The 15,838-nt window shown below is 64.6% G+C and carries 15 protein-coding genes; 4 read left to right on the plus strand and 11 right to left on the minus strand.

The window, feature by feature from the left end; all coding sequences use genetic code 11:
- Window positions 1–55 precede the first annotated feature (55 nt).
- The 6 genes from putA to ASD31_RS19990 form a co-directional block, all read right to left on the minus strand.
- Window positions 56–3,757: a trifunctional transcriptional regulator/proline dehydrogenase/L-glutamate gamma-semialdehyde dehydrogenase gene (gene putA, locus ASD31_RS19965; protein WP_056338052.1), complete on the minus strand. Its 3,702-nt coding sequence runs from the start codon at window positions 3,755–3,757 to the stop codon at window positions 56–58.
- Window positions 3,758–3,943: 186 nt separating this feature from the next.
- Complete coding sequence (locus ASD31_RS19970; RefSeq protein WP_056338284.1) at window positions 3,944–4,258, minus strand: YkgJ family cysteine cluster protein; 315 nt, start codon at window positions 4,256–4,258, stop codon at window positions 3,944–3,946.
- A gap of 336 nt (window positions 4,259–4,594) precedes the next feature.
- The gene (locus ASD31_RS19975) at window positions 4,595–5,401 is read right to left on the minus strand and encodes a phosphodiesterase (RefSeq protein ID WP_056338055.1); all 807 of its coding nucleotides are present in this window, start codon (window positions 5,399–5,401) and stop codon (window positions 4,595–4,597) included.
- A gap of 86 nt (window positions 5,402–5,487) precedes the next feature.
- On the minus strand, window positions 5,488–5,889 hold the full coding sequence (locus tag ASD31_RS19980) for a hypothetical protein (protein WP_056338058.1): 402 nt from the start codon (window positions 5,887–5,889) through the stop codon (window positions 5,488–5,490).
- Window positions 5,890–5,893: 4 nt separating this feature from the next.
- The gene (locus tag ASD31_RS19985; RefSeq protein ID WP_056338060.1) at window positions 5,894–6,343 is read right to left on the minus strand and encodes an acetyl-CoA carboxylase biotin carboxyl carrier protein; all 450 of its coding nucleotides are present in this window, start codon (window positions 6,341–6,343) and stop codon (window positions 5,894–5,896) included.
- A gap of 19 nt (window positions 6,344–6,362) precedes the next feature.
- Window positions 6,363–7,136: a LamB/YcsF family protein gene (locus tag ASD31_RS19990; protein ID WP_056338063.1), complete on the minus strand. Its 774-nt coding sequence runs from the start codon at window positions 7,134–7,136 to the stop codon at window positions 6,363–6,365.
- 210 nt (window positions 7,137–7,346) lie between these two features.
- Between ASD31_RS19990 and pxpB the strand changes: the two genes are divergently transcribed.
- Window positions 7,347–8,012 carry a 5-oxoprolinase subunit PxpB gene (gene pxpB / locus ASD31_RS19995; RefSeq protein ID WP_244483908.1) on the plus strand — a complete coding sequence of 222 codons (666 nt, stop codon included), beginning with the start codon at window positions 7,347–7,349 and terminating at the stop codon, window positions 8,010–8,012.
- Window positions 8,009–8,983: a biotin-dependent carboxyltransferase family protein gene (locus ASD31_RS20000; RefSeq protein WP_056338069.1), complete on the plus strand. Its 975-nt coding sequence runs from the start codon at window positions 8,009–8,011 to the stop codon at window positions 8,981–8,983. Before pxpB ends, ASD31_RS20000 begins: the two co-directional genes overlap by 4 nt.
- 199 nt (window positions 8,984–9,182) lie before the next feature.
- Here the strand turns inward: ASD31_RS20000 and ASD31_RS25615 are convergent, their stop codons facing one another.
- The gene (locus ASD31_RS25615) at window positions 9,183–10,082 is read right to left on the minus strand and encodes a tetratricopeptide repeat protein (RefSeq protein ID WP_082520638.1); all 900 of its coding nucleotides are present in this window, start codon (window positions 10,080–10,082) and stop codon (window positions 9,183–9,185) included.
- 183 nt (window positions 10,083–10,265) lie between these two features.
- On the opposite strand from ASD31_RS25615, the gene ASD31_RS20010 reads away from it, so the two are divergent.
- Window positions 10,266–10,886, plus strand: coding sequence for a FecR domain-containing protein (locus ASD31_RS20010; protein ID WP_056338071.1), 621 nt, complete (start codon window positions 10,266–10,268; stop codon window positions 10,884–10,886).
- A gap of 6 nt (window positions 10,887–10,892) precedes the next feature.
- Here ASD31_RS20010 and ASD31_RS20015 read toward each other — a convergent pair whose 3' ends face one another.
- Both ASD31_RS20015 and ASD31_RS20020 read right to left on the minus strand, forming a co-directional pair.
- Complete coding sequence (locus ASD31_RS20015; protein WP_056338286.1) at window positions 10,893–12,701, minus strand: CHASE2 domain-containing protein; 1,809 nt, start codon at window positions 12,699–12,701, stop codon at window positions 10,893–10,895.
- A gap of 49 nt (window positions 12,702–12,750) precedes the next feature.
- Window positions 12,751–13,455 (minus strand): Crp/Fnr family transcriptional regulator, encoded by a 705-nt coding sequence (locus ASD31_RS20020; protein WP_056338074.1) that lies wholly within the window; start codon window positions 13,453–13,455, stop codon window positions 12,751–12,753.
- 265 nt (window positions 13,456–13,720) lie between these two features.
- Here ASD31_RS20020 and ASD31_RS20025 point away from each other — a divergent pair, with 265 nt between their 5' ends.
- A complete protein-coding gene (locus tag ASD31_RS20025; RefSeq protein WP_056338077.1) occupies window positions 13,721–14,104 on the plus strand; it encodes a DoxX family protein in 384 nt (127 codons plus the stop codon).
- A gap of 63 nt (window positions 14,105–14,167) precedes the next feature.
- Here the strand turns inward: ASD31_RS20025 and ASD31_RS20030 are convergent, their stop codons facing one another.
- The gene (locus tag ASD31_RS20030) at window positions 14,168–14,596 is read right to left on the minus strand and encodes an RbsD/FucU family protein (RefSeq protein WP_056338289.1); all 429 of its coding nucleotides are present in this window, start codon (window positions 14,594–14,596) and stop codon (window positions 14,168–14,170) included.
- Entirely contained in the window at window positions 14,596–15,822 is a 1,227-nt protein-coding gene (locus tag ASD31_RS20035) for an ROK family transcriptional regulator (RefSeq protein ID WP_056338079.1), read from the minus strand. Before ASD31_RS20035 ends, ASD31_RS20030 begins: the two co-directional genes overlap by 1 nt.
- Window positions 15,823–15,838: the final 16 nt, after the last annotated feature.

Here is a 15,838-nt window from a genome sequence, read left to right on the forward strand (position 1 = left end):
CCGTTTGTGCGCGGTGATAGCGCATCGGCAAACGGGATGCCAGCGGTTGTCGGCCTTATCCGATCGACATCAGGCTGGCATTGCCGCCGGCGGCCGCCGTATTGATGCTGGTGGAAACCTCTTCCAGCAGCCAGTTGAGGCAATAGGCATCGGGATTTGCCGACAGCTCCTGCGCCGATGCGGCCTGGACGAGCACCAGCGGGCCGGGCAGGGCGGCGATCTTCTTGTTGGCGGTGCGGATATGGTCCGCATCGCCTTCGATCAGCGCCCCGGAAAAGGGCACGTCGGCCGCCCAGTCCGAGGTGAAGGATAGCCGGGCCGCAACATTGGCGGGCAGGGCCGAAAGCCTGTCCTTCAGGCCGGAAGCGGTGTCGATCACGGCGGCATTGCCGGTGGCGAGCACGGCGGCGAGCTGGCGGTAAAGCCCTTCCTCGGTTTCCGAGACCAGCAGAATGCGGCCACGCGGATGCAGCGCATACAGATTGCGCTCGCCGACCGGTCCGGCCAGTTCCGTGGTCAGGCCGAGCGCCGACTGGCTGCCGGTTTCGCGCGCGGCCTGCGCCTGCGCCTTCAAGCCCTTGCCCTCCAGCCATCTGGCGAAATCGAGCAGGACCGGATCGAGATGGACCGAACTATGCTGCGGCGGCACCGGCGGCGTGGCGACGAGGCGGCCGAGATAGAGCGGGCCGCCGGCCTTGGGACCGGTGCCGGAAAGCCCGCGCCCGCCAAAAGGCTGGACGCCGACGACGGCGCCGATGATATTGCGGTTGACGTAAAGATTGCCGGCCTGCACGCGGCTCGTCACATGGGCGATCGTCTCGTCGAGGCGTGTATGCAGCCCGAAGGTGAGGCCGTAGCCGGTGGCATTGATATCGTCGATCAACCGGTCGAGATCGTCACGCTCGTAGCGCAGCACGTGCAGGACCGGGCCGAAGACCTCCTGCTTCAGGTCGGAGAGATTTTTCAGCTCGATGATCGTCGGCGGCACGAAGGTGCCCTTCGCGGTTGCCGGCGAAAGCGCGATCTGCTCGACCTTGGCACCGATGCCGCGCATGGCTTCGATATGCTTTTCGATAACGCCCTTGGCTTCCTCGGTAATCACCGGGCCGACATCGACGGCAAGACGGTCGGTGCGGCCGATATCGAGCTCGTGCAGCGCGCCCTTCAGCATGGCGAGAACACGGTCGGCGACATCGTCCTGCAGGCAGAGCACGCGCAATGCCGAGCAGCGCTGGCCGGCGCTGTCGAAGGCCGACGCGATGACATCGCCGACGACCTGTTCGGCAAGGGCGGAACTATCGACGATCATGGCGTTCTGGCCGCCGGTTTCGGCAATCAGCGGGATCGGCTTGCCGGCCGCAGACAGCCGGTCCGCCAGCTGCGCCTGGATCAGGCGGGCAACGGCGGTCGAGCCGGTGAACATCACGCCGGCAATGTTCGGCGCGCCGACAAGGGCGGCGCCGACGCGGCCGTCGCCCGGCAGAAGCTGCAGCGCTTCGGCTGGAATGCCGGCCTCGTGCAGGAGGCGCACGCCCTCGGCGGCGATCAGCGGCGTTTCCTCGGCAGGTTTTGCCAGCACCGGATTGCCGGCCACCAGCGCCGCTGCGATCTGGCCGCAGAAGATCGCCAGCGGGAAATTCCACGGGCTGATGCAGACGATGGGCCCGAGCGCCTTATGGGCCGGGCCGAGCGTGCGGGCCGCCTGTTCGGCATAGTAGCGCAGGAAGTCGATCGCCTCGCGCACTTCGGCAATCGCGTTGGGCAGCGATTTGCCGGCTTCGCGGATGATCAGGCCGAGCAGGGTGGGCATGCGCGCCTGCATCAGATCGGCGGCGCGCACCAGGCATTGGGCACGCTCGGCGGGTGCAACCGTGCTCCATCGCGCGCCTTCCGCAAGGGCGATCTCGACCGCACGGCGGGCATCGTCTTCCGCGGTCTCGATGACCGAACCAACCACATCACGATGGTCACCGGGATTGAGCACGGGGCGGCTCTCGCCGCGCAGTTTTTCAGCGCAGAGATGCGGGGCAGCCGTCCAATCCATCGCAGCACTGGCTTTCAGGGCATCCGACAGCATCGACAGCGTTGTCTCGCTGGAAAGATCGAGGCCGGCGGAATTGTCGCGTCCGGCATAGAGATCGACCGGCAGCTTGATCTGGTCATGCGGCGCGCCCATGACGGGCATGGCGCGGACGGTATCGACGGGATCGGCGATCAGTTCTTCCACCGAGACCGTCGGATCAGCGATGCGGTTGACGAAGGAGGAGTTCGCGCCGTTTTCCAGAAGGCGGCGAACGAGATAGGCGAGCAGCGTCTCATGGGTTCCGACTGGCGCATAGATGCGGGCCGGGCGATCGAGCTTGTCCTTGCCGACGACCTCGTCATAGAGCGGCTCGCCCATGCCGTGCAGGCACTGGAACTCGTATTTTCCGACCTTGAAATCGGGGCCGGCCATTTCGTGGATCGTCGCCAGCGACTGGGCATTGTGGGTGGCGAATTGCGGGAAGATCACGTCCACCGCATCGAGCAGCTTTTTCGCGCAGGCGATATAGGAGACGTCGGTATGGATCTTGCGGGTAAAGACCGGAAAATCCTCCAGCCCGTCGATCTGGGCGCGCTTGATTTCGGCATCCCAATAGGCGCCCTTGACGAGGCGCACCATCATGCGGTGGCCGGAGCGGCGGGCAAGGTCGATGATGAAATCGAGCACGAAGGGGCAGCGCTTGCCATAGGCCTGGACGACGAAGCCCATGCCGTTCCAGCCTGAGAGGTCCGGATCGAGCCGCAACGCCTCAAGCAGATCGAGCGACAGTTCCAGCCGGTCGGCTTCTTCGGCATCGATATTCAAGCCGATATCGTAGCTCTTGGCGATCAGCGCCAGCGCCTTCACCTTCGGCAGAAGTTCGCCCATGACGCGGGCCGACTGGGCGCGGACATAACGGGGATGCAGCGCCGAAAGCTTGATCGAGATGCCGGGACCTTCATAGATGCCGCGGCCGTTCGAAGCCTTGCCGATGGCATGGATGGCGTTTTCGTAGTCGGCATAATAGCGCTCGGCATCGGCCGCCGTGGTCGCGGCCTCGCCCAGCATGTCGTAGGAATAGCGGAAGCCGCGTGCCTCGAGCGCCCGCGAGCGCTTCAGTGCTTCCTCGATGGTTTCGCCTGTCACGAACTGCTCGCCCATCATTCGCATCGCCATGTCGACGCCGCGGCGGATCACCGGCTCGCCGGCGCGGGCAATGAGGCGGGTGAGGGCGGCGGACAGGCTACGGTCGTTGACGGTGGAGGTGAGCTTGCCGGTAACGACGAGGCCCCAGGTGGCGGCATTGACGAAGAGGGAGCGGCCGCCGCCGATATGCGAGCGCCAGTCGCCATCGGCGATCTTGTCGCGGATCAGCGCGTCGCGGGTGGCGGTATCGGGAATGCGCAGCAGGGCCTCGGCCAGGCACATCAGCGCCACGCCCTCCTGGCTCGACAGCGAATATTCATGCACCAGGCCCTCGACGCCGGAGCCCTTGTGCTTGGCGCGCAGTGCCAGGATCAATTTGCGGGCGGTCGCCTTGGCGCGGGCGCGGATATCCTCGGGCAGAGTGGCGGCCGCTACCAGCGGCGCCACGCATTCGGTTTCCGGCCGACGATAGGCGGCGGTGATGGCCTGGCGCAGGACCGTCTGGGTGGAAATCGGCGGGGCGAAATCGGCAAAGGGCAGGGGCGCGGATGCGGTCTGCGAGGTCTCGGACTGCTGCGGCTGGCTCATCAAATTTCGTCCCTTTGAAACTGGCCCGGCGCACCGACTATGCGCCTTTTATGCTGGGCGCAAAATAGGAGAGAGGACGCCGCATATCCATCCGGTAAATTAGGGTGAATTCGGGATGTTTCACTAAACGATACGGGTAACGACGAATGATATACGGAGAAGGCAAGTTGTCGCCGGATGACTGCCCTATAGCAGGACGGTCTGCGACAGTTTGTGCCGGGCCATCAGGCATTCGTCGTCACCGGGCATGCAGGTACGGCAGACGATCGGCCGTACCGCATAGATCTTGCAGCCGACATGGACGCCGAGCCTGCCGTCGAGCGCCGAACAGCGATTGTCCTCGCAGCGCATGCCGCCGAGATCGGCGGACACATAGGCGGCCGGAATCCGGTCCAGTTCCTCGTCCGTCTCCAGCGAAAAGCGCGGCCAGTCTTCGGAGTAGCTGCAGCAGGCGCCACAACTCTGGCAATCGAACTCTTCGGTGGGAACGGTAAGGGTCATGGGGGCGAGGGTAACATGGAATGGGGGGATGGCGGAATGGGGCGGCATATCCCTTCTCCCCGCATGCGGGGAGAAGGTGGCCGACAGGCCGGATGAGGGGGAAAAGCCACATCATGAACGGCCAGACGGACAAGAGACTTTGAAAAAAATGAAACGAAATCAATGCTACGCCGATGCCGTACCACCCCCTCATCCGCCCTTCGGGCACCTTCTCCCCAAGGGGAGGAGAGACGATGCGGTCGGCTTCCCGGCACTTCAAGGCCACCCTGCACGCGGGGAGAAGAGACTACGGAGTGCGCAAGGCTCGGCACGTCTCCCCGCTGGGGAGAAGGGAAATCAAGCCACCGCCGCTTCCCGCACGGCGATCTCGTAATCCTCCGTATGCACCAGCACGCCCGTGTCGGTCATGACGGCGATGCCGTAGGCTGCGGGTTCGTCGATGGAGAGCGAAGTATCGGGCGTGTCGAAGGGCATGGGCTGCTGGTGCACCGGGCTCTTGAAGACGGAGAAGGGGATGCCGCGGCTGGAGCCGGAAATCGTCCGGTGCACATGGCCGGCGAAAATATGCAGGACATTGCCGCGGCGCTTCACCAGATCGTAGAAATCCACCTCGTTGATCAGTCGCATCATGTCCATGCCGGAAAAGCCGGTGGCATGTGGCGGGTGATGCATGAACAGCAGCACAGGCCGGTCGCCCGCCGTTTCCAACTGCCGGTCGAGCCAGGCAAGACGCTTGGCGCACAGGAAGCCGGCATGGCTGCGCGGATAGTCGTAGGGCGGGGCGAACAAGGTATCGAGAAGCACGGCGCGGCAATCGGGAAAATCCACCACCCGCTGGACGAAGCCGTCCTCGTCGTGCACCGCATCGGCAAAGACCTCGAGGAAGATATCGCGGCGGTCGTGATTGCCGATGGTGATGGCAAGCGGCGGAACAAGCCGGTCGAGCAGCGTCTTCAGCCGCTCATAGGACGGCCGGTCGGCCCGGTGGGTGAGGTCCCCCATGACGATCACCCCGTCCGCATCGGCGTGATAGCGGTTGACATGGTCGATGCCGGCTAAAAGCCGCTGGTAGGGATCAAGGCCGATGATCGACGCGCCCTCGGGCACCATGTGCAGGTCGGTAAAGATGATCAGCTTTGTCATTGGAATGCCCGGTGAGAGGAAGGCGGATGGAGGTCGCCAAGCTGTCGGCGGCGGCCTCTGGCGTCAAGCAACATAATTGGGAGGGTTCAGCCCGGTCCGATCTCGAACAGTGCCTCGCCATAACCGACACCCCGGCCCGGCGCGGCGAGGATGCGGAGCAGGGTGCAATCGGTCGCCGCGCCGACGGCACGCAGCGTCATGCCGGTCTTGATATAGGCGACAACCTCGCCCTTTGCTGCCCTGCGCGGCAGGGGCAGCGGAGCGGCGGCGCTGGCCGGATGGGCGAGAAGAAGGAGGCCGACGCCCGGCGAGCAGAGGTGGCCCACCGGCTCTTCCGCTTGCGGCGGCGCTATTTCGACCGGGCTTGTCTGCCGGTGGCCGCCGTCGAGCCTCAGCCGGAGTTCCGTCGCGCCGGACTCATAGTCGAAGGCGGCGATGCCATGCCGCTCCATCAGGGCGATCGCCTGCCTTATATCCTCGCTGTCCATCGCCTCACGCCGTCTTTTCGATGGTGAAGAGCGCCATGCCCGCTGCCACCGGGGCGGCGTCCGGCAGGTGGATGGCGGTGATGCGGCCGGCGCAGTCGGCTTCCACCGGATTCATCATCTTCATGGCCTCGACGATGGCCAGTTTCTGCCCGTCCTCGACCAGGTCGCCGACCTCGACGAAGGGCGGCTCGCCGGGCATTGGCGAGCGGTAGAAGGTGCCCGGCAATCCGGCGACGATGATGTGGGTCGCGGCGGTCGTGGCGGCCGCGGCCGAGGCTGCTCCGGCCTCTCCGCTGGAGGAAAAGGAGGAAGCTGCGTGGACCGTGCCGGGTGTCGGAGCCTGCGTCACCGTCTTTGCCAGACGGATGCGCGTGCCGTTCTCCGTCAGTTCCAACTCGTTGACGCTGGAGCTTTCCAGAAGCCGCATCAGCCGTTCGATCAGGTTGAGGTCCATGATTGTCCCGTTTCGCCGCTCAGGAGAGAAAATTCTTCACGGCGATGCCATCGGCCTCGAGCGCCCGGCGCACGGTCAGCGCAATGGTGACGGCGGCCGGCGTGTCGCTGTGGACGCAGATGGAGTCGATCGGCGTCTCGATCGCCTGGCCGGTGATGGTTTCGATGGCGCCGGCGCGCACCATGCGCACCACGCGGGCGGCGGCCTCGGCCGGATCGTGGATGACCGAGCCGGGCAGCTTGCGATCGACCAGATGGCCTTCCGGCGTATAGGCGCGATCGGCGAAAATCTCCGATGCCGTCTTCAGGCCCATCTCATTGGCCTGGCGCTGCTGGTGGCCAAGCGCGATGACGAGGCAGACGAGCGAGGGATCGACCGCCTTGATGGCGCGGTTGACGGCCATCGCCACCTCGGCATTCTGCTGGGTGAGATTGCCGAGCGCGCCATGCGCCTTGACATGGGTGATCGGGTGGCCGGCATAGGCCGATAGGGCCTGCGCGGCACCGATCTGGTAGGCGGTCAGCCGCTCGATCTCTCCGGCCGAAAAGGGAATGTTGCGGCGGCCGAAGCCCCAGAGATCCGGAAAGCCGGGATGGGCGCCGACGGCCACACCGCGCTCCTTGGCAAGAGCAAATGTCGTCGCCATGATCTCCGGATCGCCGCCATGGAAGCCGCAGGCGATATTGGCGGAGGTGACGATCTTCAGGATCGCATCGTCGTCGCCCATCCGATAGGCGCCGAAACCTTCGGCCATGTCGGAATTGAGGTCGACGCTCAAGGGCTTGCTGTTCAAGGCTTTTTCCAGTTCGTTGCATGCGGGTCGCGGCGATCCTAGCGCATGTGGAAGGTGGTGGGAATAACGGGCAGGCAGCCTAAGCCGTCAAAAATCCGCCGGCTCTGCAGTCACCCCCGCGATTTCATGGGGCGGATGCGATAACGACTAGGCAAGGCCGGAAAGCTGAATTATCAAATCCCCCATCGTGTTCTGCAAGACGGGTATCCGGTGACCGAGACTGTTTCTCCAAGGCTCAGCATGCAAGGGGCGGGCGCGATCCTGCTGGATGCGGCCGGCGCCGTCTTTTCCGACGATATCCAGTCGCGCCTCTGGGCCGTGGCCGCGCATATGAAGACGCGCGAGGGCATTGCCGAGACCGTGCCGGGCATGAACAATCTGATGATCGTCTTCGATCCGCTCCTGGCTGCACCGGATCGCGTCGAGCAAGTGTTGCGCGATGCCTGGGAGAGCGTGGTGCCGGATGCCGTGGGCGGCCGCGATGTGGATATTCCCGTGGTCTATGGCGGCGAAACCGGCGAAGATCTCGCGGTGCTTGCCGCGCATGCCGGTCTGAGCGTCGAGGATGTGGTGCGCCGGCATTCGCAGGCGGTCTATTCGGTGGCAGCCGTCGGCGCCATGCCGGGCTTCGTCTATCTCTCCGGGCTCGATCCGCAGCTTGCCATGCCACGCCGGGCGGTGCCGCGCATGAAGGTGGAGATCGGCTCGGTGATCATCGGCGGCGCCCAAGCGGGCATCATGCCGTGCACGGCGCCCTCCGGCTGGCATATCATCGGCCGGACACAGGTCCCGCTGTTCGACCCTTTGCGTGATCCGCCGGCAGCCTGCAGGCCGGGCGATCGCATCCGCTTCCGGGCGGTCGAGGTCAAATCATGATCGAGATCCTGTCGACCGGCGCCGTCAATTCCGTCCAGGACCTCGGGCGTGTCGGCCATCTGGATGCCGGCGTCGGCCGCTCCGGCATGATGGATGCGGCGGCACTCGAAATCGCCAATCTGATGATCGGCAACGAACGGGAGGCAGCCGGCCTCGAAGTGGCGCTGTTTCCCTTCCGGCTGCGGTTCGAGGCTGATACGGTGTTTGCCATCGCCGGTGCCGATTGCCCGGCAAAAATCGGCGACAGGCAAATGCCCTGCTGGTGGGCGATGAATGCAAAGGCGGGCGAGGTGCTGACGCTCGGCCTGCCGCATTCAGGCGCCCGCGCCGTCATCGCCTTCAAGGGCGGTATCCAGGTGCCACCGGTTCTCGGATCGCGCTCGACCGATCTGAAGAGCGGTTTCGGCGGGCTGGAAGGGCGCGGCTTGAACCGGGGCGACCGGCTGCCGCTTTCACAAACGCCGGCCAGATTGCTGAAAATGGACGGCGGTTTCGGCGTCGATCCCTCGTCCCTGCGACCACCGGCGGACAGCGATCAGCCCATCGCCCTGCGCGTCCTGCCGAGCGCGGAATTTGATGCCTTCACCGACGAGGCGGTTTCGCATTTCCTCAAGTCCGACTGGCTGGTCACCAATGACGCCAATCGCATGGGCTATCGCCTGGGCGGGCCGGAGCTTTCGCTGATCCGCAAGCTGGAGCTCTTTTCCCACGGCATCATGCCCGGCACGGTGCAGGTGCCGCCGAACGGTCAGCCGATCATCCAACTGGCGGAAGCCAATACCTGCGGTGGCTATCCGAAGATCGCCAATGTCATCGAGGCCGACCTGTGGAGACTGGCGCAGGCGCCCGTCGGCACCCGGCTGCGCTTCGCCATGACAGACCGCGCCGCCGCCATTACGGCGCTGCGGCAGGAGCGGGATTTCATGGCCGAGGTGGCGGCATCGGCAAGCCTGATGCGCGGCTGGATGTGATTTTCGGGAGCGGTGTTGTTGTCCGCTTGCCCCTCATCCTAGCCCTCTCCCCGCAGGCGGGGAGAGGGGGCGACTAAGGTCGATTGTAACGACTGAGCATGCCGCACATTCCTTCTCCCCGCCTGCGGGGAGAAGGTGCCCGATAGGGCGGATGAGGGGTGGTTGCCCGGATTGCGACTGCGGCTGTAGCCGCGTTCCCTCACTTCACCCGGTTTGTCTTCGACAGGACGAGACTTGCCTGTTCGCTCGCTTCGACGGCCGCGGTGGTGACCGTGTCGACGGGCGGCGGGGTGATCCTGGCAAGCGCGAAGCTGTCGCCTTTCCTGGCGGCCATCGAGAACAGGGCGGCTGCGGCGGCAGGATCGGCCGGCATGCCTTCGCCGGTTTCCAGCATCAGGCCGAGATTGACCATCGCATCGACATTGCCGCGTTCGGCCGCCAGCCTGTAGAAATAGGCGGCCTTTCCATTGTCCTCGTCGATCCCGGTTCCTTCGTCCAGCATCACGGCAAGATTGAATGCGCCGAGATTGTCCCGGGCAAGCGATGCCCGCTCGAACCATTGCGCCGCAAGCCTGCCATTGGCCGTCGTGCCGACGCCGTCGCGATAGGCAACACCGAGATTGTAGGCGGCAAGGATGTTGCCGGCCGCGGCGGCTCTCTGGTAGAGGGCGAAATCGCCGGCATGATCACCCCGCTCGCCGACCGCGACCGCATAGCTCACCATGGCGGCCGCATAACCGCTTTCGGACGCCTCTTCGAGCAGGACCATTGATTTCGCCGGCTGGCCGGCGGCATGGAGCACACGGGCAAGCTGGAAGGTCTGCCGGGCGCCGCTTTTCTGGTTATAGGCCTCGCGGCAAGCCGAAAGGGCAATGCCGATGCGGAGATCTTCGTTCGCCACCGGCCGAAAGGAGAGGTTGCGCTGGAGATCGTGCTCGCTGCCTGCCTCCGCGTCGCATTGGTCCGCTGGTAGGAGCGAGGCGGCCCGTGCCGAGGGAAGAGCGATGGCGGCAACCGATGCAAGACTGACGGCGGCGAGCAGGATGGCGTTGAGCGCTGACACGCGCCTGGAAATGCGGTTGCCGGTTTCGTTTTTCATGGCTTTCTCCCTTGCCTTTGTGTCACCCTATTGTCCGTGCCGGACTGCGGCAGTTCCTTGGGAAACAGGCGCAAGCCGGGCCGGATGGAAGAATGCGTGAGACCGGACAGATCCGTCCCGGAAGCGCGTCGGAAGCCGGATGGTGGACAGGGAGCAAGGGCAATGATCAGAGATAGTTTCCCGATGCGTGATATCCTCTTCGGACGCCGGGCATTTCTCGCCGGCTGCGCATTGGTCGCAACCGGCCTCGAAGCAATGCCGGTGCAGGCCGGCGCCGTCATCGGCAAGGCGTCGGACGTGCGCGGTACGGTCGATGTCAAGCGGGCGGAGCAACAGGAAGGCCTCGTTGCCGGCGGGCAGATCATGGATAGGGACACTGTGCTCACCGGCACAGAGAGCTTTGCCGATCTGCAACTGGACGACACGCGCATCCTGCTCGGCAGCGACACGGAGCTGCTGCTCGACAGCTTCATCGCCAGCCAGGGCGGCACGATGGAACTCGGCACCGGGCAGATGGTCTTCGACCGGCCGGAAGGCCTGCCGAAGATCGATCTGACGCTGCGCACCACTTTCGGCATGATCGGTGTGCGCGGCACGAAATTCTTCTGCGGACCGAACCGCGGCGTCTTTGCGGTCTTTGTCGAGCATGGCGCGGTCGCGGTCGAGGGCGGCGGCGTCGAGCGGCTTGTCGGCGCCGGCGAAGGCGTCGAGATCGCCAGGCCAGGCGATCCGCCGGGCAAGGTCGTCGTCTGGAAGGAAGCAAGGATCGTCGAAGCCTATGCCAGCGTTGGCCTCAAGCGCTGACCGTCCTCAGGCCGGCGTCGTAAACAATTCCATTTCGCCGAAGCCGCGGATGCCGTGCATCCCGAGGGATCGCAGGTCGCGGCCACTTTCCGCTGCGGCCTGCGGGCCGATGCAGATGGCCGTGCCCAGGAATTTATTGGCCTCTTGAAGCCGGGCGGCGAGATTGATCGCATCGCCATGGGCGGTGTAATCGAGCTTGCCGCCGGCGCCGACCTCGCCGAGCACGGCGATGCCGGTCTCGATGCCGATGCGGGTGCGGCCGAATTCATGTTCGATGAAGCCCGACCGCCGGCGCATCTCCTCCGTCAGCGCCCCGATCGCCTGCGCGCAGTCGATCGCCCTGTTGACGTGGTCGTCGAGATCCTCAGGCGCGTTGAAGAAGGCGTGCACGGCATCGCCGACCACCTTGTCGACCATGCCGCCATGGGTGGCGACCAGGCCGTTGACCTCGGCATAATAGATGTCGAGCAGGGTGACGAGGTCGCGCGGCGGTAGCTTCTGCGAAAGTGTCGAGAAGCCTTCGATATCCGTGAACAGCGCGGTGACGGGCCGCTCCTCGCCGGCCAGGCGGTCGTCGTCCGGATTGTCGATATAGCGCGCAACGACGGAGTGCGGCAGATATTGCGAGAATTTGCTGCGCGCCGCCGATTCCGCCCGCCGAACCCGGGCGAATTGCAATGTACTGGTGACGATCAGCACGAAGACCAGCACAAGACCGATGCCGACCGCATCGACGAGAAGCGCGTTTGTCGCATAGATCGCCACCGCCGCCCCGATCGTCGCTGAAATCGCCAGCAGCCCGAGCGCAGCAGAGGTAACCGGGCGCAGGCGTGTGGCAACAAGCGCCACCAACAGCCCGGCGCTCAGCGCCACGCCGGCTTCGAGCAACGGAAGCCGGGCATCGCGGCGCGGAATGAAGCCGGTCAGGATGGCATTGGCGATATCGGCATGGATTTGCACCGATGGCTGCAACGGCATGGAGGCCGTAGCGCGCAAGCCGCCGAGATTGGGCAGGCTGCTGCCGATAAAGACGGTCTTGTCCCTGAAACGGTCCTGCGCGACCGTGCCTTCAAGCACATCGCTGGCCGATACGGTTCTCTTCCCGATCGTTTCGGCCTTGCTTGCGGCAAAGCGCAGGCTGCCATCTTCTTCCAGTTCGACCAGATGATTCGCTAGCTTCAGCCAGGCCGGCTCGCCGCCGAGGATCGGCGTGTGGCCGCCCTCCGCCAGGCGCGCCGCCTCGACCCCAAGCGCCGGATAGATCTGGTTTCCAAGGATCGAAAAGGCCTGGACGCGGCGGATAAGGGCATCCTCGTCGCCAACGAGAAAGGCGGCGGCTGCCGAATGCGATGCTTCCTGCAGGAAGGGGCAGGAGGCCTCGGCGCCGGCGATGAACCACGATTCCGGGATCGCCAGCGGCTTTCGAACGGCAACCGGCGGCATCGGTCGCGGATACCCGCCGCCCTCGGCAATCAGGAAGCCGAGGATGACCGGCGCTCCGGAAATCGCCCGGGTCAGCGCGGCATTGGCGGGCTCGGCGGCATCGCAGCCGGTGCTGAAAACGAAATCCATGGCAATGGCGCGGGCACCCGCCTTCGACAGGCGGTCGAGGAGATCGGCGGTTTCCGCCCGGCCCCAGTTTTTTTCGATCGTCCCTTGCACCGATGCCCGGTCTATATCGACAACGGCGATCAGGGTGGATTGCGGGGCGGCGATCCATTGGGTGAGGGTGTCGAAAAACATCTCCCTCTGCGTTTCCAGCATCGATCCTGCGGAGAGGAACAGGAGCGCTGCGCCGAGCAGGCTTGCGGCCATTCCGGCAAGGAACGGCCTGATCCGCAGGAGGCGCCGGCTCTTCACGGTGCTATTCCTCTTCGGGCTCGGCGATCCTGCGCAACCGGCCGATATGGCAGGTGATGACGCCATCGGCCCGCTTGATGGCCGCGCCTTCCTCCAGCGCCAGAATGGCGCGATTGACCTTCGGCCGGCTGGCGCCGAGAATACCGGCAATGTCGGACTGGCTGAGCGTCAGGCGCAGATTGGCGCTTTCGGGCAGTTCGCTGCCATGGATCTGCTTCAGCGTTGCCAGGAAGAAGCGCGCCACCCGCGCATGCAGGTCATAGAGCGCGATCGTCTCCAGCCGGTCTGTCGTGTCGCGCAGGAGCGAGCAGAGATAACGCATGATCGATTCGGCGGCATTGGGCGTGTGGGTGATGAAATCGAGAAAAGCCTTCTTGGCGATCACATAGCCCTCGGTGGCGATGATCGCGGTGGCATCCGCCGAGCGCGGCTGGTCGTCGAGAACGGCCATTTCGCCGAACAGCGCGCCGGCCTCGATATGGCGCAACAGCAATTCCCGCCCTTGCGGTGTGATCAGCGACAGCTTGATGCGGCCGGAGACCACGGCAATCATGTAATTGCCCTCGTCGCCGCGCTGGAAGATCACCGTGCCGGGACTCCATTTCCGATAGGTGGCAAGGGCCGAAATGGCGGCGACGGCATCCCTGTCGAATTCCTCGAAGATCGGAAAGGAGCGCCAGAAGGCCGGGCTCTTGTTGATTTCGTTCATGCCGCTTCCCCATCCGCGGTTCAATTCCACCCCATTGAAAATTCTTCTCGCAGTCTGCCTGCGGTTGCAACAAAAAAGGGAAAGTCGGCGAAGCCTTGCCCTTCTGATGTGCCATTTGCGGAAGAAATAAGGTTATGGTGTTTTCTTGACGATTGATGCCCGCTGTTTTTCCATTGTGAACGATCTGTTTCGTTGCGCCGGGCTGGTCGGTTTTAAAATAGCTGATAGAAATATACGGGAAACGAACCCAACCGGAGCCACTCTCATGCCGTCAAGCACTGTTGTCCTTATCGGACGTATCCTCCTTTCGATCATTTTCATTCTTGCCGGTTTCGGCAAATTCACCGGCCTTGCCGGCACTGCCGGCTATTTCGGCAGCATGGGCTTACCCATGCCGATGGTCACCGCCGTCGTCGTCGCGCTGGTGGAACTTGTCGGCGGACTTGCGATCCTTCTCGGCTTCTTTACCCGTCCGGCCTCCTATCTGCTGGCGGCCTTCTGCCTGGCGACGGCCTTTGTCGCGCATTTCGATTTTGCCGATCAGATGCAGATGATCAATTTCCAGAAGAACCTCGCCATGGCCGGCGGATTCCTAGTTCTGGCCGCCTTCGGCCCGGGCGCACTCTCGGTGGATGCCCGCCGCGCCTGAGCATTGTGGTCGAGATGACGAAGGCCTGCCGGCATCCGCCGGCGGGCTTTTTTGCTGTCAAGATCAAGGACGGATGACGCCCTTGCGCAAAATGATATTGCCATGGAGACGCGCTTCGCTGGTCTGGACGACCGCATGGGCGGCGCGCACCCTTGGATAGAAATCGGCTCCGAGCAGCGGCGTCACTGTACGGCCGGGCGCATGCCGCGCGCAGCAGGCGATGATCTCCGCATGCACCGGATCAAGGGCGTCGCGGTCCTGCCCGACCGTGGCGCGAAAGATCGCCTCCGGCACGAAATCGTCGATCGGCAGGACGCTCAATATGGCGTCGAGCACCCGGACGAGCGGATGGCCGTCGAGGCGGATCAGCCGCCGGCCGTGTTCGAGGCCGGGATAATTGCCGTCGACCAGGGCGATCTCGTCGCCATGACCCATGGCGCGCAAGGTTGCCAGAAGTTCGGGGCCGAGCAGGGGATCGAGACCCTTCAGCATCATGCGGTCTCCTTGAAGAGAACATTGGTGTCGATGAGGTAGCGGGAAAACAGCGGCAGGCTGGCGCCACCGATCGCCCGCGCCTGCGCACCGACCGCGCCTTCGATGATATCGGGCACAAGCACGCCCTGGAGATCCAGTTCCTGGATGGCACGGCGGGTTGCCGCGACGATGCGGGCGCGAACCCAGGGCGGGAATCCGCCATCGATCACGGCTGCCGAAAAGTCGATGATCGAGGCCGCCGAAACGACAGCCTGCGCCAGGGCTTCGGCGCTCTCCTGGATCCAGGTTTCGAGCGGCTCGCCGAAATCGATCCAGTCGTCGGCAGAATACCAGAGCGGCTTCGGGTCGATGCCGCGGGCGCGCAGCAGGTTTTCGAGCACGAAGACGGAGGCGACTTTCAGCAATTGCTGGGTCTTGCCGGTCTTGCCCGCCACCTGCAGCGGACCGACCGCGCCCGCCGTTCCTGTGCGCCCGGAAAACAGCGCGGAATTCAGCACGATGCCGCCGCCGATGAACGAACCGATGTAGAAATAGATGAAATCCGGATAGCTGGCGCCGACCCCGAATACCAGTTCCGCCCCGCAGGCGCTGGTCGCGTCGTTCTGCAGGAAGACCGGAAGATTGGTGCGCGCGGCCAATTCCGCCTGCAGGTCGAAGCCGCGCCAGCTGTCCATGGCTTCGGCCGGTGCGCCGACCTCGTCTGCCCAGTTCCAGAGCTGGAACGGCGTGGCGATGCCGATGCCCGTGACGCGCCGGCGCTGGTCGGAGGTCAGCATTTCTTCGAGCTCCGCCATGCCCTCGATGATGAAGGCGAGAATTTCGCCGGGCATCGGGAAGGCATGGATCCGGTGCAGGTGCAGACGGATCGTGCCGACGAAATCCATCAGCACGAGATCGCAGCTGCGCCGGCCGATCTTGACGCCATAGGAATAGACCGCGTCCGGATTGAGCCGCATCGGCGTCGAGGGCTGGCCGACCCGGCCGCGCACCGGATCGCCGCGCATCAGGAGATCGTCCTTCTCCAGCGCCCGCATGATCACCGAGACGGTCTGTGCCGAAAGACCCGACCGGCGGGCGATATCGGCCTTCGAAAGGCTGCCATGGCGGCGTACCAGCGACATGACCAGTCTCTCATTGTAGGCGCGCACACGCGTCAGATTGGCGCCGCCGCCGGGATCGACGACGTCCGGCACGGTCGGCGCGCCGCCGCCTTGTGTGATCATGCCCGTCTTCCTTCCG

It is taken from the genome of Rhizobium sp. Root482, assembly GCF_001426565.1.
GTDB lineage: Bacteria > Pseudomonadota > Alphaproteobacteria > Rhizobiales > Rhizobiaceae > Pararhizobium.

Bases quoted from the DNA above. Each gene is read 5' to 3' on its own strand.
- ASD31_RS20030 (WP_056338289.1), bottom strand. From the start codon at position 14,596: ATGCTGAAGGGTCTCGATCCCCTGCTCGGCCCCGAACTTCTGGCAACC.
- ASD31_RS20025 (WP_056338077.1), top strand. From the start codon at position 13,721: ATGCCGTCAAGCACTGTTGTCCTTATCGGACGTATCCTCCTTTCGATC.
- ASD31_RS20035 (WP_056338079.1), bottom strand. From the start codon at position 15,822: ATGATCACACAAGGCGGCGGCGCGCCGACCGTGCCGGACGTCGTCGAT.
- ASD31_RS19970 (WP_056338284.1), bottom strand. From the start codon at position 4,258: ATGACCCTTACCGTTCCCACCGAAGAGTTCGATTGCCAGAGTTGTGGC.
- ASD31_RS20000 (WP_056338069.1), top strand. From the start codon at position 8,009: ATGATCGAGATCCTGTCGACCGGCGCCGTCAATTCCGTCCAGGACCTC.
- ASD31_RS25615 (WP_082520638.1), bottom strand. From the start codon at position 10,082: ATGAAAAACGAAACCGGCAACCGCATTTCCAGGCGCGTGTCAGCGCTC.
- putA (WP_056338052.1), bottom strand. From the start codon at position 3,757: ATGAGCCAGCCGCAGCAGTCCGAGACCTCGCAGACCGCATCCGCGCCC.
- ASD31_RS20015 (WP_056338286.1), bottom strand. From the start codon at position 12,701: ATGGCCGCAAGCCTGCTCGGCGCAGCGCTCCTGTTCCTCTCCGCAGGA.
- ASD31_RS20020 (WP_056338074.1), bottom strand. From the start codon at position 13,455: ATGAACGAAATCAACAAGAGCCCGGCCTTCTGGCGCTCCTTTCCGATC.
- ASD31_RS19975 (WP_056338055.1), bottom strand. From the start codon at position 5,401: ATGACAAAGCTGATCATCTTTACCGACCTGCACATGGTGCCCGAGGGC.
- ASD31_RS19980 (WP_056338058.1), bottom strand. From the start codon at position 5,889: ATGGACAGCGAGGATATAAGGCAGGCGATCGCCCTGATGGAGCGGCAT.
- ASD31_RS19985 (WP_056338060.1), bottom strand. From the start codon at position 6,343: ATGGACCTCAACCTGATCGAACGGCTGATGCGGCTTCTGGAAAGCTCC.
- ASD31_RS20010 (WP_056338071.1), top strand. From the start codon at position 10,266: ATGCGTGATATCCTCTTCGGACGCCGGGCATTTCTCGCCGGCTGCGCA.